General features: G+C 62.5%; 13 protein-coding genes and 1 riboswitch. Of the genes, 7 read left to right on the top strand and 6 right to left on the bottom strand.

Annotated features, from left to right (window positions below):
- The first annotated feature begins 38 nt into the window (after nt 1-38).
- Complete coding sequence (locus WMW70_RS17105) at nt 39-833, top strand: substrate-binding periplasmic protein (RefSeq protein ID WP_341438663.1); 795 nt, start codon at nt 39-41, stop codon at nt 831-833.
- A 131-nt stretch (nt 834-964) separates the two neighbouring features.
- On the opposite strand, the gene WMW70_RS17100 is transcribed toward WMW70_RS17105, so the two are convergent.
- From WMW70_RS17100 to WMW70_RS17080, 5 genes are all read right to left on the bottom strand, one after another.
- Entirely contained in the window at nt 965-1,414 is a 450-nt protein-coding gene (locus WMW70_RS17100) for a c-type cytochrome (protein WP_341438662.1), read from the bottom strand.
- Between the two features lie 123 nt (nt 1,415-1,537).
- Nucleotides 1,538-1,924 (bottom strand): MAPEG family protein, encoded by a 387-nt coding sequence (locus tag WMW70_RS17095; RefSeq protein WP_341438661.1) that lies wholly within the window; start codon nt 1,922-1,924, stop codon nt 1,538-1,540.
- Between the two features lie 98 nt (nt 1,925-2,022).
- The gene (locus tag WMW70_RS17090) at nt 2,023-3,306 is read right to left on the bottom strand and encodes a Zn-dependent hydrolase (RefSeq protein ID WP_341438660.1); all 1,284 of its coding nucleotides are present in this window, start codon (nt 3,304-3,306) and stop codon (nt 2,023-2,025) included.
- 108 nt (nt 3,307-3,414) lie between these two features.
- Nucleotides 3,415-4,902 (bottom strand): NCS1 family nucleobase:cation symporter-1, encoded by a 1,488-nt coding sequence (locus WMW70_RS17085; RefSeq protein ID WP_341438659.1) that lies wholly within the window; start codon nt 4,900-4,902, stop codon nt 3,415-3,417.
- A 219-nt stretch (nt 4,903-5,121) separates the two neighbouring features.
- Nucleotides 5,122-5,280: a hypothetical protein gene (locus WMW70_RS17080; RefSeq protein WP_341438658.1), complete on the bottom strand. Its 159-nt coding sequence runs from the start codon at nt 5,278-5,280 to the stop codon at nt 5,122-5,124.
- A gap of 258 nt (nt 5,281-5,538) precedes the next feature.
- Between WMW70_RS17080 and hydA the strand changes: the two genes are divergently transcribed.
- From hydA to preA, 3 genes are all read left to right on the top strand, one after another.
- Nucleotides 5,539-6,978 carry a dihydropyrimidinase gene (hydA, locus tag WMW70_RS17075; RefSeq protein WP_341438657.1) on the top strand — a complete coding sequence of 480 codons (1,440 nt, stop codon included), beginning with the start codon at nt 5,539-5,541 and terminating at the stop codon, nt 6,976-6,978.
- A gap of 113 nt (nt 6,979-7,091) precedes the next feature.
- Nucleotides 7,092-8,459, top strand: a complete 1,368-nt coding sequence (locus tag WMW70_RS17070) for an NAD(P)-dependent oxidoreductase (protein ID WP_341438656.1) — start codon at nt 7,092-7,094, stop codon at nt 8,457-8,459.
- Nucleotides 8,460-9,734, top strand: a complete 1,275-nt coding sequence (preA, locus tag WMW70_RS17065) for an NAD-dependent dihydropyrimidine dehydrogenase subunit PreA (RefSeq protein ID WP_341438655.1) — start codon at nt 8,460-8,462, stop codon at nt 9,732-9,734.
- 103 nt (nt 9,735-9,837) lie between these two features.
- On the opposite strand, the gene WMW70_RS17060 is transcribed toward preA, so the two are convergent.
- Nucleotides 9,838-10,458, bottom strand: coding sequence for a TetR/AcrR family transcriptional regulator (locus WMW70_RS17060; protein ID WP_341438654.1), 621 nt, complete (start codon nt 10,456-10,458; stop codon nt 9,838-9,840).
- Nucleotides 10,459-10,598: 140 nt separating this feature from the next.
- Nucleotides 10,599-10,692, top strand: a riboswitch (S-adenosyl-L-homocysteine riboswitch).
- A 23-nt stretch (nt 10,693-10,715) separates the two neighbouring features.
- On the opposite strand from WMW70_RS17060, the gene ahcY reads away from it, so the two are divergent.
- The 3 genes from ahcY to ppnN all read left to right on the top strand — a co-directional run bounded on the left by ahcY (nt 10,716) and on the right by ppnN (nt 14,869).
- A complete protein-coding gene (gene ahcY / locus WMW70_RS17055) occupies nt 10,716-12,125 on the top strand; it encodes an adenosylhomocysteinase (protein ID WP_341438653.1) in 1,410 nt (469 codons plus the stop codon).
- Between the two features lie 175 nt (nt 12,126-12,300).
- A complete protein-coding gene (gene metF / locus WMW70_RS17050) occupies nt 12,301-13,146 on the top strand; it encodes a methylenetetrahydrofolate reductase [NAD(P)H] (protein WP_341438652.1) in 846 nt (281 codons plus the stop codon).
- Nucleotides 13,147-13,495: 349 nt separating this feature from the next.
- Nucleotides 13,496-14,869, top strand: coding sequence for a nucleotide 5'-monophosphate nucleosidase PpnN (ppnN, locus tag WMW70_RS17045; protein ID WP_341438651.1), 1,374 nt, complete (start codon nt 13,496-13,498; stop codon nt 14,867-14,869).
- Nucleotides 14,870-14,996: the final 127 nt, after the last annotated feature.

Genomic DNA, 14,996 nt, shown 5'->3' with positions numbered 1-14,996 from the left:
CTTGATGAGACATAACCACGCGTGGTGCATGACCTGATATGCCAAGAGCCAGAACTCCTTGGATTATGCTCATTGCCGCCCTGTACGCAGCCAGCGCTCACGCTGAGAGCATGACCATGCGCCTGGGTTACTCCGACGCAGAGGCACCGCCCTACCTGATTCGGCATGACACACAGCCCTCTGGTGTTGCCATGGACATTATTCGCCAGGCCGCTACAGACATCGGCATCAACCTTGAATTTCTGCGCATGCCCAATCGACGTGTAATGGAAAATCTCAAGCTTGGCGAAATCGACGGTGCCTTCATGTTTTCGTTTAATACCGAACGCATGCCCAACGGCCAGTATCCGATGAAGGATGGCGAGCTGGATGAGGAGAAGCGAATCGCCGTCTTGAGTTATTTCCTCTACCGACGTAAAGGGGCCGACCTGCACTGGGATGGCCATCGCCTCAGCGGCACCGACCTCTTCATTGGAGCCAACAATGGCTACTCCATAGCCAATGACCTGAGAAAAATGGGCGTAGCGGTCGAAGAGGCACGCACCACAGAACAGAATTTCAGCAAACTTAAACTGGGCCGGATTACGGCAGTTGCCCACCAGGATCTGGTCGCCGACCTCTACCTGGAAGCCACGGGCATGCAGCAGGTTGAAAAGATCTACCCGCCACTTAGCACCAAAAGATATTTCTTGATGCTCAGCCACGGGTTTGTCGCCGAGCATCCTGAACTGGCCGACAGGCTCTGGACGAGAATTGGCGAAATACGGGACAGCACAACACGGCAGGTTCTGCCGCAATATACCGACTATATGAAGTCGCTTGAGCGTCCCTGAGATATCCCGAAGCGCCTGCCACACCGCCTCATCTAAGCGACAGAAAGGCACAGCCCCGCTCAATCACTGGGCAGCTTTGTGAGGAGGCCTTAGCCCCTCACCGTGCCCATGAGGCGCAACCCAGCAAGCGCCTAAAACGCGCGAAACTCTTCATGGCAGGCCTTGCAGCTGTCCTCGACCCGTTGCATCGGCGCGGCCAGCGCCTCGGGGGTCAAGGGTTGCACGGCAGTGGCTGCCACCAGCGCAGCGGTGCTGGCTTCCATCGCCTGGGCCAGCTCCTGAAAACGCGCCTGGCGCTGCCAGACGTCATCCTTGGCGCGGCTTTCATCACCGTATTCACGCACCTGGGGGAAGTGCTGCCAGGGCGTGCGGGTCAATTGATCGAGCTCGGCAGCACCATCGACAAAGGCTTGCGCCTTGAAGGCAATCCGCCCGCGCAGCATGCCGCCGAGGTCTTCGCTGACCTTGAGCATCTGCTTGAAGATGGCCTGACGCTGGCCTTGCGGCGAATTAGGGTCAACGCCGCCACAGCCACTTACGGCCAGCACCAGCACAACGAGGGATAGGGTTTTAAACTTCATAACACCTTCAGAGCCAACAACCGGGTGGATAACGAGCGACAGTATCGTCACCCGCTGCCCTGCGGCCAAGCGTGGTGTTTTGCCGCAGAGAACAGAACCTGTGCGGGCTATGCAGCGCAGACGTTATGCGGAGACTACAAACAGACTGATAATCAGGCCCATATTGACGAACCACACCAGGGACCGCAGCGTCGCCCAGTCGGCCAGGTAGCAGATGAGATAGAGGATACGGCTGACGACAAAGGCCATCGCCAGTTGATCGATCAGCGACTGCTCGGCCCCGCCGGCCAGGTGGGCGATGATCACCGCGGCGGAGAATGCCGGAGTAACTTCGAAGCTGTTGAGCTGGGCATTGTTGGCGCGTCGGCCAAAGCCACTGAGGTTATCCAGTAGCGCCCGCGGATCGTGGTTGTGCCGCGGGCTGAAACCGCCGCTGACAGCCTTGGCGGTGGCAGTGGACAGGTAAGGCAGAAACAGCGCGATCAACACACACCAGTAGGCAACAGTCATGGCAACTCCCGAGGTTTGGACAAAGAAGCCGAAGCTTGGCCTGCCACCTTAGCCCACGTCCATGACTGTCGCCGGCAATGCGGCGGCGATTCTGCCAATCATGCCGCCAGTTTTCCCTTGGCCAACGCCGCACTGGCCGCCAGCATCGCCCGCAGCAGCACTGCACAGCCGGCGGCGAGATCATCCGGCGCAGCATTCTCGATCTCGTTGTGGCTGATGCCGCCCTCGCAGGGCACGAAGATCATCCCCGCCGGGCCCAGCTCGGCGAGGAAGATCGCGTCATGCCCGGCACCGCTGACGATGTCCATATGCGACAGCCCCAGCCCCGCTGCCGCGCCACGCACCGCTTCGACGCAGCCCTGATCGAAATACAGCGGCGGGAAATCCGCGGTCGGTGTCAGCTCGAAACTCAGGCCATGCTGGGCGCAGGTCGCCTCGATCACCCCGCGCACCTCTTTGATCATCGAATCCAGCCGCGCCGGCTCGAGATGACGGAAGTCCAGGGTCATGCGCACCTCGCCCGGTATCACGTTGCGCGAGCCGGGATAGGCCTGCAGGCAACCGACCGTGCCACAGGCGTGGGGCTGGTGCTCCAGCGCAACCCGATTGACCGCCGCGACCACGGCCGCGGCACCGACCAGGGCATCCTTGCGCAGGTGCATCGGCGTCGGCCCGGCATGGGCCTCGACGCCCTTGAGATTCAGATCGAACCACTTCTGCCCGAGCGCACCGAGCACCACGCCAATGGTCTTGCCCTGGTCTTCGAGAATTGGCCCCTGCTCGATATGCGCCTCGAAATAGGCACCCACCGCATGGCCGGTCACCGCGCGAGTGCCGGCGTAGCCGATGGCATTCAACGCCTCACCGACGCTGACACCCTCGGCGTCGCGCTTGGCCAGGGTTTCCTCCAGGGTGAATTTCTCGGCGAATACCCCGGAACCCATCATGCAGGGAGCGAAGCGCGAGCCCTCCTCGTTGGTCCACACCACCACTTCCAGCGGTGCCTCGGTCTGCACGCCCAGGTCATTGAGGGTGCGCAGTACCTCGACGCCGGCCAGCACGCCGAAGCAGCCGTCGAACTTGCCGCCGGTGGGCTGGGTGTCGATATGGCTGCCGGTCATCACCGGCGGCAACGCGGCGTTACGCCCTGGACGGCGGGCAAAGATATTGCCGACGCCATCGACCGTCACGGTGCAGCCGGCCTCCTCGCACCAGCGCACGAACAGGTCGCGGGCCTGGCGGTCGAGGTCGGTCAACGCCAGGCGGCAGACCCCGCCTTTGACGGTGGCCCCGAGCTGCGCCATCTCCATCAGCGATTGCCACAGGCGCTCGCTGTTGATGTGTGGCTGGCTGGATTGCAGGACGTCAACGGCAGTGTTCATGGTGATCTCCTTGGGCCTTTCTAGTTGTCTGTGACACGCCCGCGGCATCGGGGCGCGTCTGCTGATCGCATCGCGGGCAAGCCCGCTCCTACAGGTACGGGCTTTGCCTTAAACCGGTGCCTTGGCCGCCACAGGCTGGGCGCTACGCAGGCTGCACAGACCGAAATAGATCAGCCCGCCCAGGAAGGAGCCGGTAAACCAGCCGTAGTCGTAGAACCAGCTAAAGGCGCTGCTGCCGAGCGACAGCAGGGTCAGCGCCACCGGCACGGCGAAGGCGGCAAAACCGATCCAGTTCCACGCCGGGTAGACGTCATCGCGGTACAGGCCGGCCAGGTCGAGGCGCTGTTTCTTGATCAGGAAGTAGTCCACCACCATGATCCCGGCAATCGGTCCGAGCAGGCTGGAATAACCCAGCAACCAGTTGGAATAGACGCTTTCCAGGCTCAGGTCAGAGACCAGCAGACCGAGTTTCTTCAGCAGCTCATGGCCCATCAGGCCGAGACCGATCAGACCGGTGAGCAGCACCGCCTTGGTGCGGTTGATCAGCTTGGGCGCGATGTTCTGGAAGTCATTGGTGGGCGAGACGATATTCGCTGCGGTGTTGGTCGACAGCGTGGCGACGATGATCAGCGCCATGGCCAGAGCGACCCAGCCGGGGCTCTGGATATGGCCGATCAGGCTGACCGGATCGGACACCGTCTGCCCCACCAGGGAGGCCGAGGCAGCGGTCATCACCACGCCGAGGGCGGCGAACAGGAACATGGTCAGCGGCAGGCCAATCACCTGGCCGATGATCTGGTCCTTCTGACTTTTCGCGTAGCGGCTGAAGTCGGGGATGTTCAGCGACAAGGTGGCCCAGAAGCCAACCATGGCAGTCAGGCCGGCGAGAAAGTAACCGGTGACGCTGGCACCCTCGGGGCGATTGGCCGGCTGCGCCAGCAATTCGCTCATCGACACATTGGGCAGCGCCCACACCAGCAGGCCGGCACCGACCAGCACCAGCAGCGGCGCGGAGAGGGTTTCCAACCACTTGATCGACTCGGCACCGCGCAGCACCACCCACAGGTTGAGGGTCCAGAAAATCATGAAACCGATCACCTCGCCGGTACCGCCCAGGCTCTTCCAGCCCTCGAAGATCGAGCCGAGCAGCAGGTGGATGGCCAGGCCGCCGAACATGGTCTGGATGCCGAACCAGCCGCAGGCGACCACCGCCCGGATCAGGCAGGGCACATTGGAGCCGATCACGCCGAACGAGGAGCGCAGCAGCACCGGAAAGGGGATGCCGTACTTGGTGCCGGGGAAGGCGTTCAGCGTCAGCGGCACCAGCACCACGATATTGGCCAGCAGAATCGCCAGCAGCGCCTCGCCCACCGACAGGCCGAAGTAGGCAGTGAGTACGCCGCCCAGGGTGTAGGTCGGCACGCAGATCGACATGCCGACCCACAGCGCGGTGATATGCCACTTGTTCCAGGTGCGCTCATGCACCTTGGTCGGGGCGATGTCGTGGTTATAGCGCGGGCTGTCGAGTACGTCGGGGCCAGCGGCCAGTTCGTACAAGCCATCGCGCTCGGTCACTTGCGATCTGCTCTGTTGCATGGGCCTCTCCAGTCATTGTTCTGATTATTCGCTCATCGGGATTAACCGCCGCCGGGCAGTGGTTGCACTGCCAAACGGCCGTTCGCGATGGCCGGAGTACATTTCCATCTCAGGACCGGCCAGCTTGGTAGCGACGGCTATCAATAAGCGTGCCGGGATCCTGTTCAACTTATCTGTTACGCATAATAAAAACGGCTAATCCATTGTTTTATAAGGCTTTCAATAAACCAAGCGGGTTTGCATCACCTGCTCTGCCGGGTCGATCTCGACCCAGCACGCAAGCCTGTCTACCCAGTCAGGATTCAAAGTGGTGCAGGCCACTATTTTTTCTACCGCCACCGCCTGCTCGCCACCTGGTTCAAACGCCTGATTTTGCATAGGAAATCTTGACCATATTTGGTTCTTGTCAAGTGCGTCAAAATGGTGAGGGCCTGCACCATTTTGCAGATTTTTAGTTTTTTATGTTTAATTTCAACAACTTATAAACACAAATAGCCGCTAAAAAATAATCTTGATCAATCTACAAGCAGCGACTAGATTCAATTCCTGTCAGGCATGACAGGAATACAGCCCCTCGCCTGACAGGCCATAACACCAAGAACCGGCACGCACCGGTCAGCCTGAGAGGAACTCGCTATGTCGCTGTTGATCCGTGGTGCCACCCTGGTCACCCATGAGGAAAGCTACCGCGCCGATCTGCTCTGTGCAGACGGCCTGATCCAGGCCATCGGCGACAACCTCGACGCCCCCGCGGGCTGTCAGGTGCTCGACGGCAGCGGCCAGTACCTGATGCCCGGCGGCATCGACCCGCACACCCATATGCAATTGCCCTTTATGGGCACGGTGGCCAGCGAGGACTTCTTCAGCGGCACCGCCGCTGGCCTGGCCGGCGGCACCACCTCGATCATCGACTTCGTCATCCCCAACCCGCAGCAGTCGCTGCTCGAAGCCTTCCATACCTGGCGCGGTTGGGCGGAAAAATCCGCCTCCGACTATGGCTTCCACGTCGCCATCACCTGGTGGAGCGAGCAGGTCGCCGCCGAAATGGGCGAGCTGGTGGCCAAGTACGGCATCAACAGCTTCAAGCACTTCATGGCCTACAAGAACGCCATCATGGCCGCCGACGACACCCTGGTGGCCAGCTTCGAGCGCTGCCTGCAGCTGGGCGCGGTACCCACCGTGCACGCGGAAAATGGCGAGCTGGTCTATCACCTGCAACAGAAACTCCTGGCTCAGGGCCTGACCGGGCCGGAAGCGCACCCGCTGTCGCGCCCCTCCCAGGTTGAAGGCGAAGCCGCCAGCCGCGCCATTCGTATTGCCGAAACCCTGGGCACGCCGCTGTACCTGGTGCATGTCTCGACCCAAGAGGCCCTGGATGAGATCACCTACGCCCGGGCCAAGGGCCAGCCGGTGTACGGCGAGGTGCTGGCCGGCCATCTGCTGCTGGATGACAGCGTCTACCGCCACCCGGACTGGCAGACCGCCGCCGGTTACGTGATGAGCCCGCCGTTCCGCCCGCGCGGCCATCAGGACGCGCTGTGGCGCGGCCTGCAGTCGGGCAACCTGCACACCACCGCCACCGACCACTGCTGCTTCTGCGCCGAACAGAAAGCCGCCGGCCGCGACGACTTCAGCAAGATCCCCAACGGCACGGCAGGCATCGAAGACCGCATGGCCGTGCTGTGGGACGAAGGGGTCAACAGCGGCAAGCTGTCGATCAATGACTTCGTCGCCCTGACCAGCACCAACACCGCGAAGATCTTCAACCTGTTCCCGCGCAAGGGCGCGCTGCGCGCCGGGGCCGATGCCGACCTGGTGCTCTGGGACCCGCAGGGCACAAGGACCATCTCGGCCAAAACGCATCACCAGCAGGTCGACTTCAACATCTTCGAAGGCAAGACGGTGCGCGGCGTGCCCAGCCACACCATCAGCCAGGGCAAGCTGGTCTGGGCCGACGGCGAGCTGCGCGCCGAGCGCGGGGCCGGCCGCTACGTCGAGCGACCGGCCTACCCGGCGGTGTTCGACCTGCTGAGCAAACGCGCCGAACAGAACCGGCCGACGGCCGTCGAGCGCTAAACCCGCGCACAGGCACCACGCATGACTTAGCCGCACCGGCCCACAGAGGCCGGACGGCCGCTTATCCGCTGTTAACTGCCCAATAAAAGCCACAAAACCGTGAGGCAATAACCGTGATAGACACCCTCAGCCATTTGCCGCGACCGGATGCCGGCGCAGCCGAACTGGCCGATCGTTTCAGCGATCTGGCCCCGCCACTCACCGCCCGCCAGGCCGCCCTGGAAAGCGCGCGCTGCCTGTATTGCTACGACGCACCCTGCGTCAACGCCTGCCCCAGCGAGATCGACATCCCCTCGTTTATCCGCAATATCAGCCATGAGAACCTTCAGGGCGCGGCGCAGACCATTCTCTCAGCGAACATACTCGGCGGCAGCTGCGCCCGCGTTTGCCCCACCGAAATCCTCTGCCAGCAAGCCTGCGTGCGTAACAACGCGCAGGAGTGCGCGCCAGTGCTGATCGGCCTGCTGCAGCGCCATGCCATCGATAACGCGCAGTTCAGCGAGCACCCCTTTAAACGCCCCCCGGCCAGCGGCAAACGCATCGCCGTGGTCGGTGCCGGCCCGGCGGGGCTGTCCTGCGCCCATCGCCTGGCCATGCATGGTCACGAGGTGGTGATCTTCGAGGCCCGCGAGAAAGCCGGCGGCCTTAATGAATACGGCATCGCCGCCTACAAGCTGGTCGACGATTTCGCCCAACGCGAAGTGGATTTTCTGCTGCAGATCGGCGGCATCGAGATCCGCCACGGCCACAAGCTGGGTGACGACCTCAGCCTGAGCGAGCTGCACCAGCAGTTCGACGCGGTGTTCCTCGGCATCGGCCTGGCTGCCAGCAAGCGCCTCGGCCTGCCGGGCGAAGAGGCACCGGGGCTGCTGCCTGCCACTGATTACATCCGCGAGCTACGGCAGAGCGACGACCTGACCCAGCTGCCCGTGGCCGAGCGCTGCATCGTCCTCGGTGCCGGCAATACCGCCATCGACATGGCCGTGCAGATGAGCAAGCTCGGTGCCCGCGACGTCAACCTGGTCTATCGCCGTGGCTTCGAGGAAATGGGTGCCACCGAACATGAACAGGACATCGCCAAGGCCAATCAGGTACGCCTGCTGACCTGGGCGCAGCCGGACGCCGTGCTGCTCGATGACCTGGGCCAGGTGCGCGGCATGCGCTTCGCCCGCACCCGCGTGGAAAACGGCCGCCTGCAGAGCACCGGGCAGACCTTCGAGCTGGCCGCCGACGCCATCTTCAGCGCCATCGGCCAGGCCTTCGACGGCCAGGCCCTGAGCGACCCACTGGCCAGTGAACTGAAGCGCGAAGGCGAACGCATCTGGGTCGACGCCCAGCTGCAGACCAGCGTGCCCGGCGTGTATGCCGGCGGCGACTGCACGGCCCTGGGCCAGGACCTCACCGTGCAGGCCGTGCAGCACGGCAAGCTGGCCGCCGAGGCCATCCACTCTCATCTGATGCTCAACGTGGAGGCCGCATAAATGGCCGATCTATCCATCGAATTCGCCGGTATCAAGGCACCCAACCCCTTCTGGCTGGCCAGCGCGCCGCCCACCGACAAGGCCTACAACGTGGTCCGCGCCTTCGAGGCCGGCTGGGGCGGGGTGGTCTGGAAGACCCTTGGCGAAGACCCGGCGGCGGTCAACGTGTCGTCGCGCTATTCCGCGCACTTCGGCCCCAACCGCCAGGTCCAGGGCATCAACAACATTGAGCTGATCACCGACCGCTCACTGGAAATCAACCTGCGCGAAATCACCCAGGTGAAGAAGGACTGGCCGGACCGCGCAATGATCGTTTCCTTGATGGTGCCCTGCGTCGAAGAGTCCTGGAAAGCCATCCTGCCGCTGGTGGAGGCCACCGGTTGCGACGGTATCGAGCTGAACTTCGGCTGCCCCCACGGCATGCCCGAACGCGGCATGGGCGCGGCGGTCGGCCAGGTGCCGGAATACGTGGAGATGGTCACCCGCTGGTGCAAGACCTACTGCTCGCTGCCGGTGATCGTCAAACTCACGCCGAACATCACCGACGTACGCTTGTCCGCCCGCGCCGCCCATCGCGGCGGAGCCGATGCGGTGTCGCTGATCAACACCATCAACTCGATAACCAGCGTCAACCTCGATCGCATGGTCGCCCACCCCATAGTCGGCAATCAAAGCACCCACGGCGGTTATTGCGGCTCGGCGGTCAAACCCATCGCCCTGAACATGGTCGCCGAGATCGCTCGCGACCCCGAAACCCGTGGCCTGCCGATCTGCGGCATCGGCGGCATCGGCAGTTGGCGCGACGCGGCAGAATTCGTCGCGCTGGGTTGCGGCGCGGTGCAGGTGTGCACGGCGGCCATGCTGCATGGCTTTCGCATCGTCGAAGAGATGAAGGACGGCCTGTCGCGCTGGATGGACAGTCAGGGCTACCAGAGCCTCGCGGACTTCTCAGGCAAAGCGGTGGGCAATACCACCGACTGGAAGTACCTGGATATCAACTATCAGGTGATCGCCAAGATCGACCAGGACGCCTGCATCGGCTGCGGCCGCTGCCATATCGCCTGCGAAGACACCTCGCACCAGGCCATCGCCAGCCTGACCCAGGCCGACGGCACCCATAAGTACGAGGTGATCGACGAAGAGTGCGTGGGCTGCAACCTGTGCCAGATCACCTGCCCGGTAGAGAACTGCATCGAAATGGTGCCCCAGGACACCGGCAAGCCCTTCCTCGACTGGAACCACGACCCGCGCAATCCGTATCGCGTAGCGTCCTAGCCCGGCAATTCGCCGGAATCTATCACTGGCAAGAACTAGGCGTCACCGCCGCTCCTACAGGTGCAGAGTTGTTGTAGGAGCGGGCTTGCCCGCGATCAGGCTTTCAGGGCTCCAACCCAATCCCACGCAATATCACACTGGTCACCGTCTGCACCGCCCGCTCGAACTGCAGTTCGGACAGCGCCTGGTGATCATTGAGAATCGCCACCTGATGGCTGAAATCGGCGTAGTGCTGAGTCGAGGCCCAGATCATATACAGCAAGGCGGATGGCTCGACGGCGAGGATACGTTTGTCCTCGATCCACTGGCGGATCTTCGCCTCCTTCATCTTGGCCCAGCTGTAGAGGCTATCGTCGAGGCTTGCGCCGAGCATCGGCGCACCATGGATGATCTCGTCGGCCCAGACCTTGGAGCCGTGCGGACGGCTGCGCGAATGGTTCATCTTGGCGCGGATATAGGTGCTGAGCACCACTCGCGGATCGTCGTACATCTCGAAACACAGGGCGTCCTGCTTCCACACCTCGAGCAGGTCGAGCAATACCGCACGGTAGAGGTCGTCCTTGGTGTTGAAGTAGTAGTGCAGGTTGGAGCGCGGCAACTCGACTTCTTCGGCGATATCGCCCATGGACGTGCCGCCATAACCCTTCTCGGCGAACACCTTCTCGGCGGACAGGAGGATTTTCTCGACATTGCGTCGGCGAATCTCGATTTTGTGATTGGCCATGGCGGGTCCGTGACGGGGCGATGCCGCAAGGCTACCACCAGCGCCCGCATGGGGCGACGGAAAGCCTTTGGCTTAAGCGCCAGCACGGCTATAATCACCCCCGTTTCACTCGACCGGCACCGCCCGGTCGCTCCCGCCACCTGTCCGAGGGGCGCTGCAGCAAACTCTGAAGACCGGAGTTTTGTCAGGCTCGGATGGGGCGTTAACCATACGCATCAACGGCGCCCATTCGACACAAACGAATGGAGAACTCATTTATGAGCGCTGTACTGACGCCTGCCGATTTCACCGACTTCAAAGTCGCCGACATTTCCCTGGCTGCCTGGGGCCGTCGCGAAACCATCATTGCCGAATCCGAAATGCCAGCCCTGATGGGTCTGCGCCGCAAATACGCCGGCGAGCAGCCGCTCAAGGGCGCGAAGATCATCGGCTGCATCCACATGACCATCCAGACCGCCGTGCTGATCGAAACCCTGACCGCCCTGGGTGCCGAAGTGCGCTGGTCGTCGTGCAACATCTTCTCGACCCAGGATCAGGCCGCTGCTGCCATCGCTGCCGCCGGTATCCCGGTATTCGCCTGGAAGGGCGAGACCGAAGAAGAGTACGAGTGGTGCATTGAGCAGACCATCCTCAAGGACGGTAAGCCGTGGGACGCCAACATGATCCTCGACGACGGCGGCGACCTGACCGAGATCCTGCACAAGAAATACCCGCAGATGCTCGAGCGCATCCACGGCGTCACCGAAGAAACCACCACCGGTGTACACCGCCTGCTGGACATGCTGGCCAAGGGCGAACTGAAGATCCCGGCGATCAACGTCAACGACTCGGTGACCAAGAGCAAGAACGACAACAAGTACGGCTGCCGTCACAGCCTGAGCGACGCCATCAAGCGCGGCACCGACCACCTGCTGTCCGGCAAGCAAGCGCTGGTTATCGGCTACGGCGACGTGGGCAAGGGCTCGGCGCAGTCGCTGCGTCAGGAAGGCATGATCGTACGCGTGACCGAAGTTGACCCAATCTGCGCCATGCAGGCCTGCATGGACGGCTACGAAGTGGTTTCGCCGTTCAAGGACGGTATCAACGACGGCACCACCGCCAGCATCGACACCCAGCTGCTGGGCAAGATCGACCTGATCGTCACCACTACCGGTAACGTCAACGTCTGCGACGCCAACATGCTCAAGGCCCTGAAAAAGCGCGCCGTGGTGTGCAACATCGGTCACTTCGACAACGAAATCGACACCGCTTTCATGCGCAAGAACTGGGCGTGGGAAGAAGTGAAGCCACAGGTGCACAAGATCCACCGCACCGGTGCCGGCAGCTTCGATCCGCACAACGATGACTACCTGATCCTGCTGGCCGAAGGCCGCCTGGTTAACCTGGGCAACGCCACTGGCCACCCAAGCCGGATCATGGACGGTTCGTTCGCCAACCAGGTGCTGGCGCAGATCTTCCTGTTCGGCCAGAAGTACGCTGACCTGCCTGCCGCGCAGAAAGCCGAGCGCCTGACCGTGGAAGTGCTGCCGAAGAAGCTCGACGAAGAAGTGGCCCTGGAAATGGTCAAAGGCTTCGGCGGCGTCGTCACCCAGCTGACCAAGACCCAGGCCGACTACATCGGTGTGACCGTCGAAGGCCCGTTCAAGCCGCACGCTTACCGCTACTAAGCACAGACCGTAGGGTGGGTTAGCCGCGCAGCGGCGTAACCCACCATCGATGCCGACAGACGTTTACCGTCGGCCCGGCTACCGCTCGGTGGGTTACGCGCCGCGCAATGACCGTTGTGCACATTGCCGCAGCGGCCAGCGTCGCTAACCCACCCTACACACCTGGAAACGCTTTATGAGCCAAGAACGCCGTTACAGCTTCGAATTCTTCCCCACCAAGACCGAAGCCGGGCACGAAAAACTGATGAATGTGGCGCGCCAGCTGGCGACCTACAAGCCGGACTTCTTTTCCTGCACCTACGGTGCCGGCGGCTCCACCCGTGATCGCACCCTGAACACCGTGTTGCAGCTGAATAACGATATCGGTGTGAGCACTGCGCCGCACCTGTCCTGCGTTGGCGATTCCAAGGCCGAGCTGCGCGAGCTGCTCAACCTGTACCAGAACGCCGGGATCAACCGCATCGTCGCGCTGCGTGGCGATCTGCCGTCCGGCATGGGCATGGCCAGCGGCGAACTGCGCTACGCCAACGAGCTGGTCAGCTTTATCCGCGAAGAGACTGGCGACCACTTCCATATCGAAATCGCCGCCTACCCGGAGATGCATCCGCAGGCGCGCAACTTCGAGGACGATATCGCCAACTTCGTACGCAAGGCCAAGGCCGGTGCCAGCAGCGCCATCACCCAGTACTTCTTCAACGCCGACAGCTACTTCTACTTCGTCGAGCGCGTGCGCAAGCTGGGCGTGGATATCCCGGTGGTGCCAGGCATCATGCCGATCACCAACTACAGCAAGCTGGCACGTTTCTCCGATGCCTGTGGTGCCGAGATCCCACGCTGGGTGCGCAAGCAGCTGGAAGCCTATGGCGACGACAGCGACAGCATCCGCGCCTACGGCGAGCAAGTGGTCAGCGAGATGTGCGAACGCCTGCTGCAGGGCGGTGCACCGGGGCTGCACTTCTACAGCATGAACCTGGTAGAGCCGAGCCTGGCGATCTGGAACAACCTCAAGCTGCCACGCTAAGCAACAACGCTTATTGGTGGATGCTTGCGCTGGACGCCCCTGACTGCATCCGGGCTACAACGGCAGAGCAAGGCGCAAGCGCCCCGCTCTGGTAGCCCGATTGCAATCCGGGAGCGCTTTTTCGCTGACAGCATTCCTCTGTGCCAGATCGTGGCGATTGACCGGTCTCCACTCAAACTGCTTACATCGGCCGACTGCTGGCCTCATTTGCTTGATATAACCCTCTCAGCCCCTGGCATTTTTGCTACGCCCGCCTGAACTCGACAGACACCAAGCGAACGCGCCACGTCGATAATTTGCTCAAGCGCTTAGCCATGTATGGCTGGCAACACAACCATGGAGCGCCGCAATGGCCACACGTAAAACCACCAACGCCACCGTGACCCCCAAGGGCAGCCTGGAAACCCTCTCCCAGCGCGAAGTGCAGCAGCTGCGCGAGACCGGCTCCGGCAGCGTCTATGCACTGTTTCGCCAGTGTGCCCTGGCCATCCTCAACACCGGTTCGCACAGCGATAACGCCAAGACCATTCTGGAAGCCTACCCGGACTTCGAGATCCGCATCCTGCAGCAGGATCGCGGCATCCGCCTGGAGCTGTTCAACGCGCCGGCCGACGCCTTCGTCGATGGCGAGATGATCGCCAGCACCCGCGAGATGCTGTTCAGCGCCCTGCGCGATATCGTCTACACCCAGAGCGAGCTGGAAAACCAGCGCGTGGATTTCAGCAGTTCCCAGGGCATCACCGACTACGTTTTCCATCTGCTGCGCAACGCCCGCACCCTGCGCGCCGGTGTCGAGCCGAAGATGGTGGTGTGCTGGGGCGGCCACTCGATCAGCACCGAAGAGTACAAATACACCAAGGTGGTCGGCCATGAACTGGGCCTGCGCGGCCTGGATATCTGCACCGGCTGCGGCCCCGGAGTGATGAAGGGGCCGATGAAGGGTGCGACCATCTCCCATGCCAAGCAGCGTAATACCGGCGGGCGTTACCTGGGCTTGACCGAGCCGGGCATCATTGCCGCCGAAGCGCCCAACCCGATCGTCAACGAACTGGTGATCCTGCCGGATATCGAGAAGCGCCTGGAGGCCTTCGTCCGTGTCGGCCACGGCATCATCATCTTCCCCGGCGGTGCTGGCACGGCCGAGGAGCTGCTGTATTTCCTCGGCATTCTGATGCACCCGGACAACCAGCACATCCCCTTCCCGCTGCTGCTGACCGGCCCGAAAAGCGCCGCGCCCTACCTCCAGCAGCTGCACGACTTTGTCGGGGCCACTTTGGGCGAGCAGGCCCAGCAGCGCTGCAAGATCATTCTCAACGACCCCAGCCAGGTAGCACGGGAGATGGCCGCAGGCATCAAGGCAGTCACCCAGTTCCGCCGCGAGCACAACGACGCCTTCCACTTCAACTGGCTGCTGAAGATCGACGAGAGCTTCCAGCACCCCTTCGAGCCGACCCACGAGAATATGGCCAGCCTCAAACTGACCCGCCAGCAGCCGGTGCATGAGCTGGCGGCCCAGCTGCGCCGGGCGTTCTCCGGCATTGTTGCGGGCAACGTCAAGGATCAGGGCATCCGTCGCATTGAAAAGCACGGCCCCTACGAGATCACCGGCGATTCCGAGATTCTCCAGCCCCTGGGTCAGCTGCTGCAGGCCTTCGTCGACCAGCACCGCATGAAGCTGCCCGGCAACAGTGCCTATATGCCCTGCTACCGGGTCGCTGGCTGAGCAACGACCCGCGCGGACCGGCCAACAGGCTTCAGGCCGGCCCGCGACCGCCGAGCAGGCGGAAACTCGCACAGACGGACGGCTCTGTTATACTCGGGCCTTCCCGCCAGGCTTGCGCCCGGATGCT

Origin of the sequence: Pseudomonas sp. XK-1 (assembly GCF_038069885.1) — a bacterium.
Taxonomy (GTDB): domain Bacteria; phylum Pseudomonadota; class Gammaproteobacteria; order Pseudomonadales; family Pseudomonadaceae; genus Aquipseudomonas.
Note: the sequence above shows the minus strand (reverse complement) of the source record. Positions and strands in the feature narration are given on the sequence as shown.

Excerpts from the sequence above, each read along its gene's own strand:
- WMW70_RS17060 (WP_341438654.1), bottom strand. The coding sequence starts at position 10,458 with ATGGCCAATCACAAAATCGAGATTCGCCGACGCAATGTCGAGAAAATC.
- preA (WP_341438655.1), top strand. The coding sequence starts at position 8,460 with ATGGCCGATCTATCCATCGAATTCGCCGGTATCAAGGCACCCAACCCC.
- ppnN (WP_341438651.1), top strand. The coding sequence starts at position 13,496 with ATGGCCACACGTAAAACCACCAACGCCACCGTGACCCCCAAGGGCAGC.
- WMW70_RS17085 (WP_341438659.1), bottom strand. The coding sequence starts at position 4,902 with ATGCAACAGAGCAGATCGCAAGTGACCGAGCGCGATGGCTTGTACGAA.
- WMW70_RS17095 (WP_341438661.1), bottom strand. The coding sequence starts at position 1,924 with ATGACTGTTGCCTACTGGTGTGTGTTGATCGCGCTGTTTCTGCCTTAC.
- WMW70_RS17100 (WP_341438662.1), bottom strand. The coding sequence starts at position 1,414 with ATGAAGTTTAAAACCCTATCCCTCGTTGTGCTGGTGCTGGCCGTAAGT.
- WMW70_RS17090 (WP_341438660.1), bottom strand. The coding sequence starts at position 3,306 with ATGAACACTGCCGTTGACGTCCTGCAATCCAGCCAGCCACACATCAAC.
- WMW70_RS17105 (WP_341438663.1), top strand. The coding sequence starts at position 39 with ATGCCAAGAGCCAGAACTCCTTGGATTATGCTCATTGCCGCCCTGTAC.
- WMW70_RS17080 (WP_341438658.1), bottom strand. The coding sequence starts at position 5,280 with ATGCAAAATCAGGCGTTTGAACCAGGTGGCGAGCAGGCGGTGGCGGTA.
- hydA (WP_341438657.1), top strand. The coding sequence starts at position 5,539 with ATGTCGCTGTTGATCCGTGGTGCCACCCTGGTCACCCATGAGGAAAGC.
- metF (WP_341438652.1), top strand. The coding sequence starts at position 12,301 with ATGAGCCAAGAACGCCGTTACAGCTTCGAATTCTTCCCCACCAAGACC.
- ahcY (WP_341438653.1), top strand. The coding sequence starts at position 10,716 with ATGAGCGCTGTACTGACGCCTGCCGATTTCACCGACTTCAAAGTCGCC.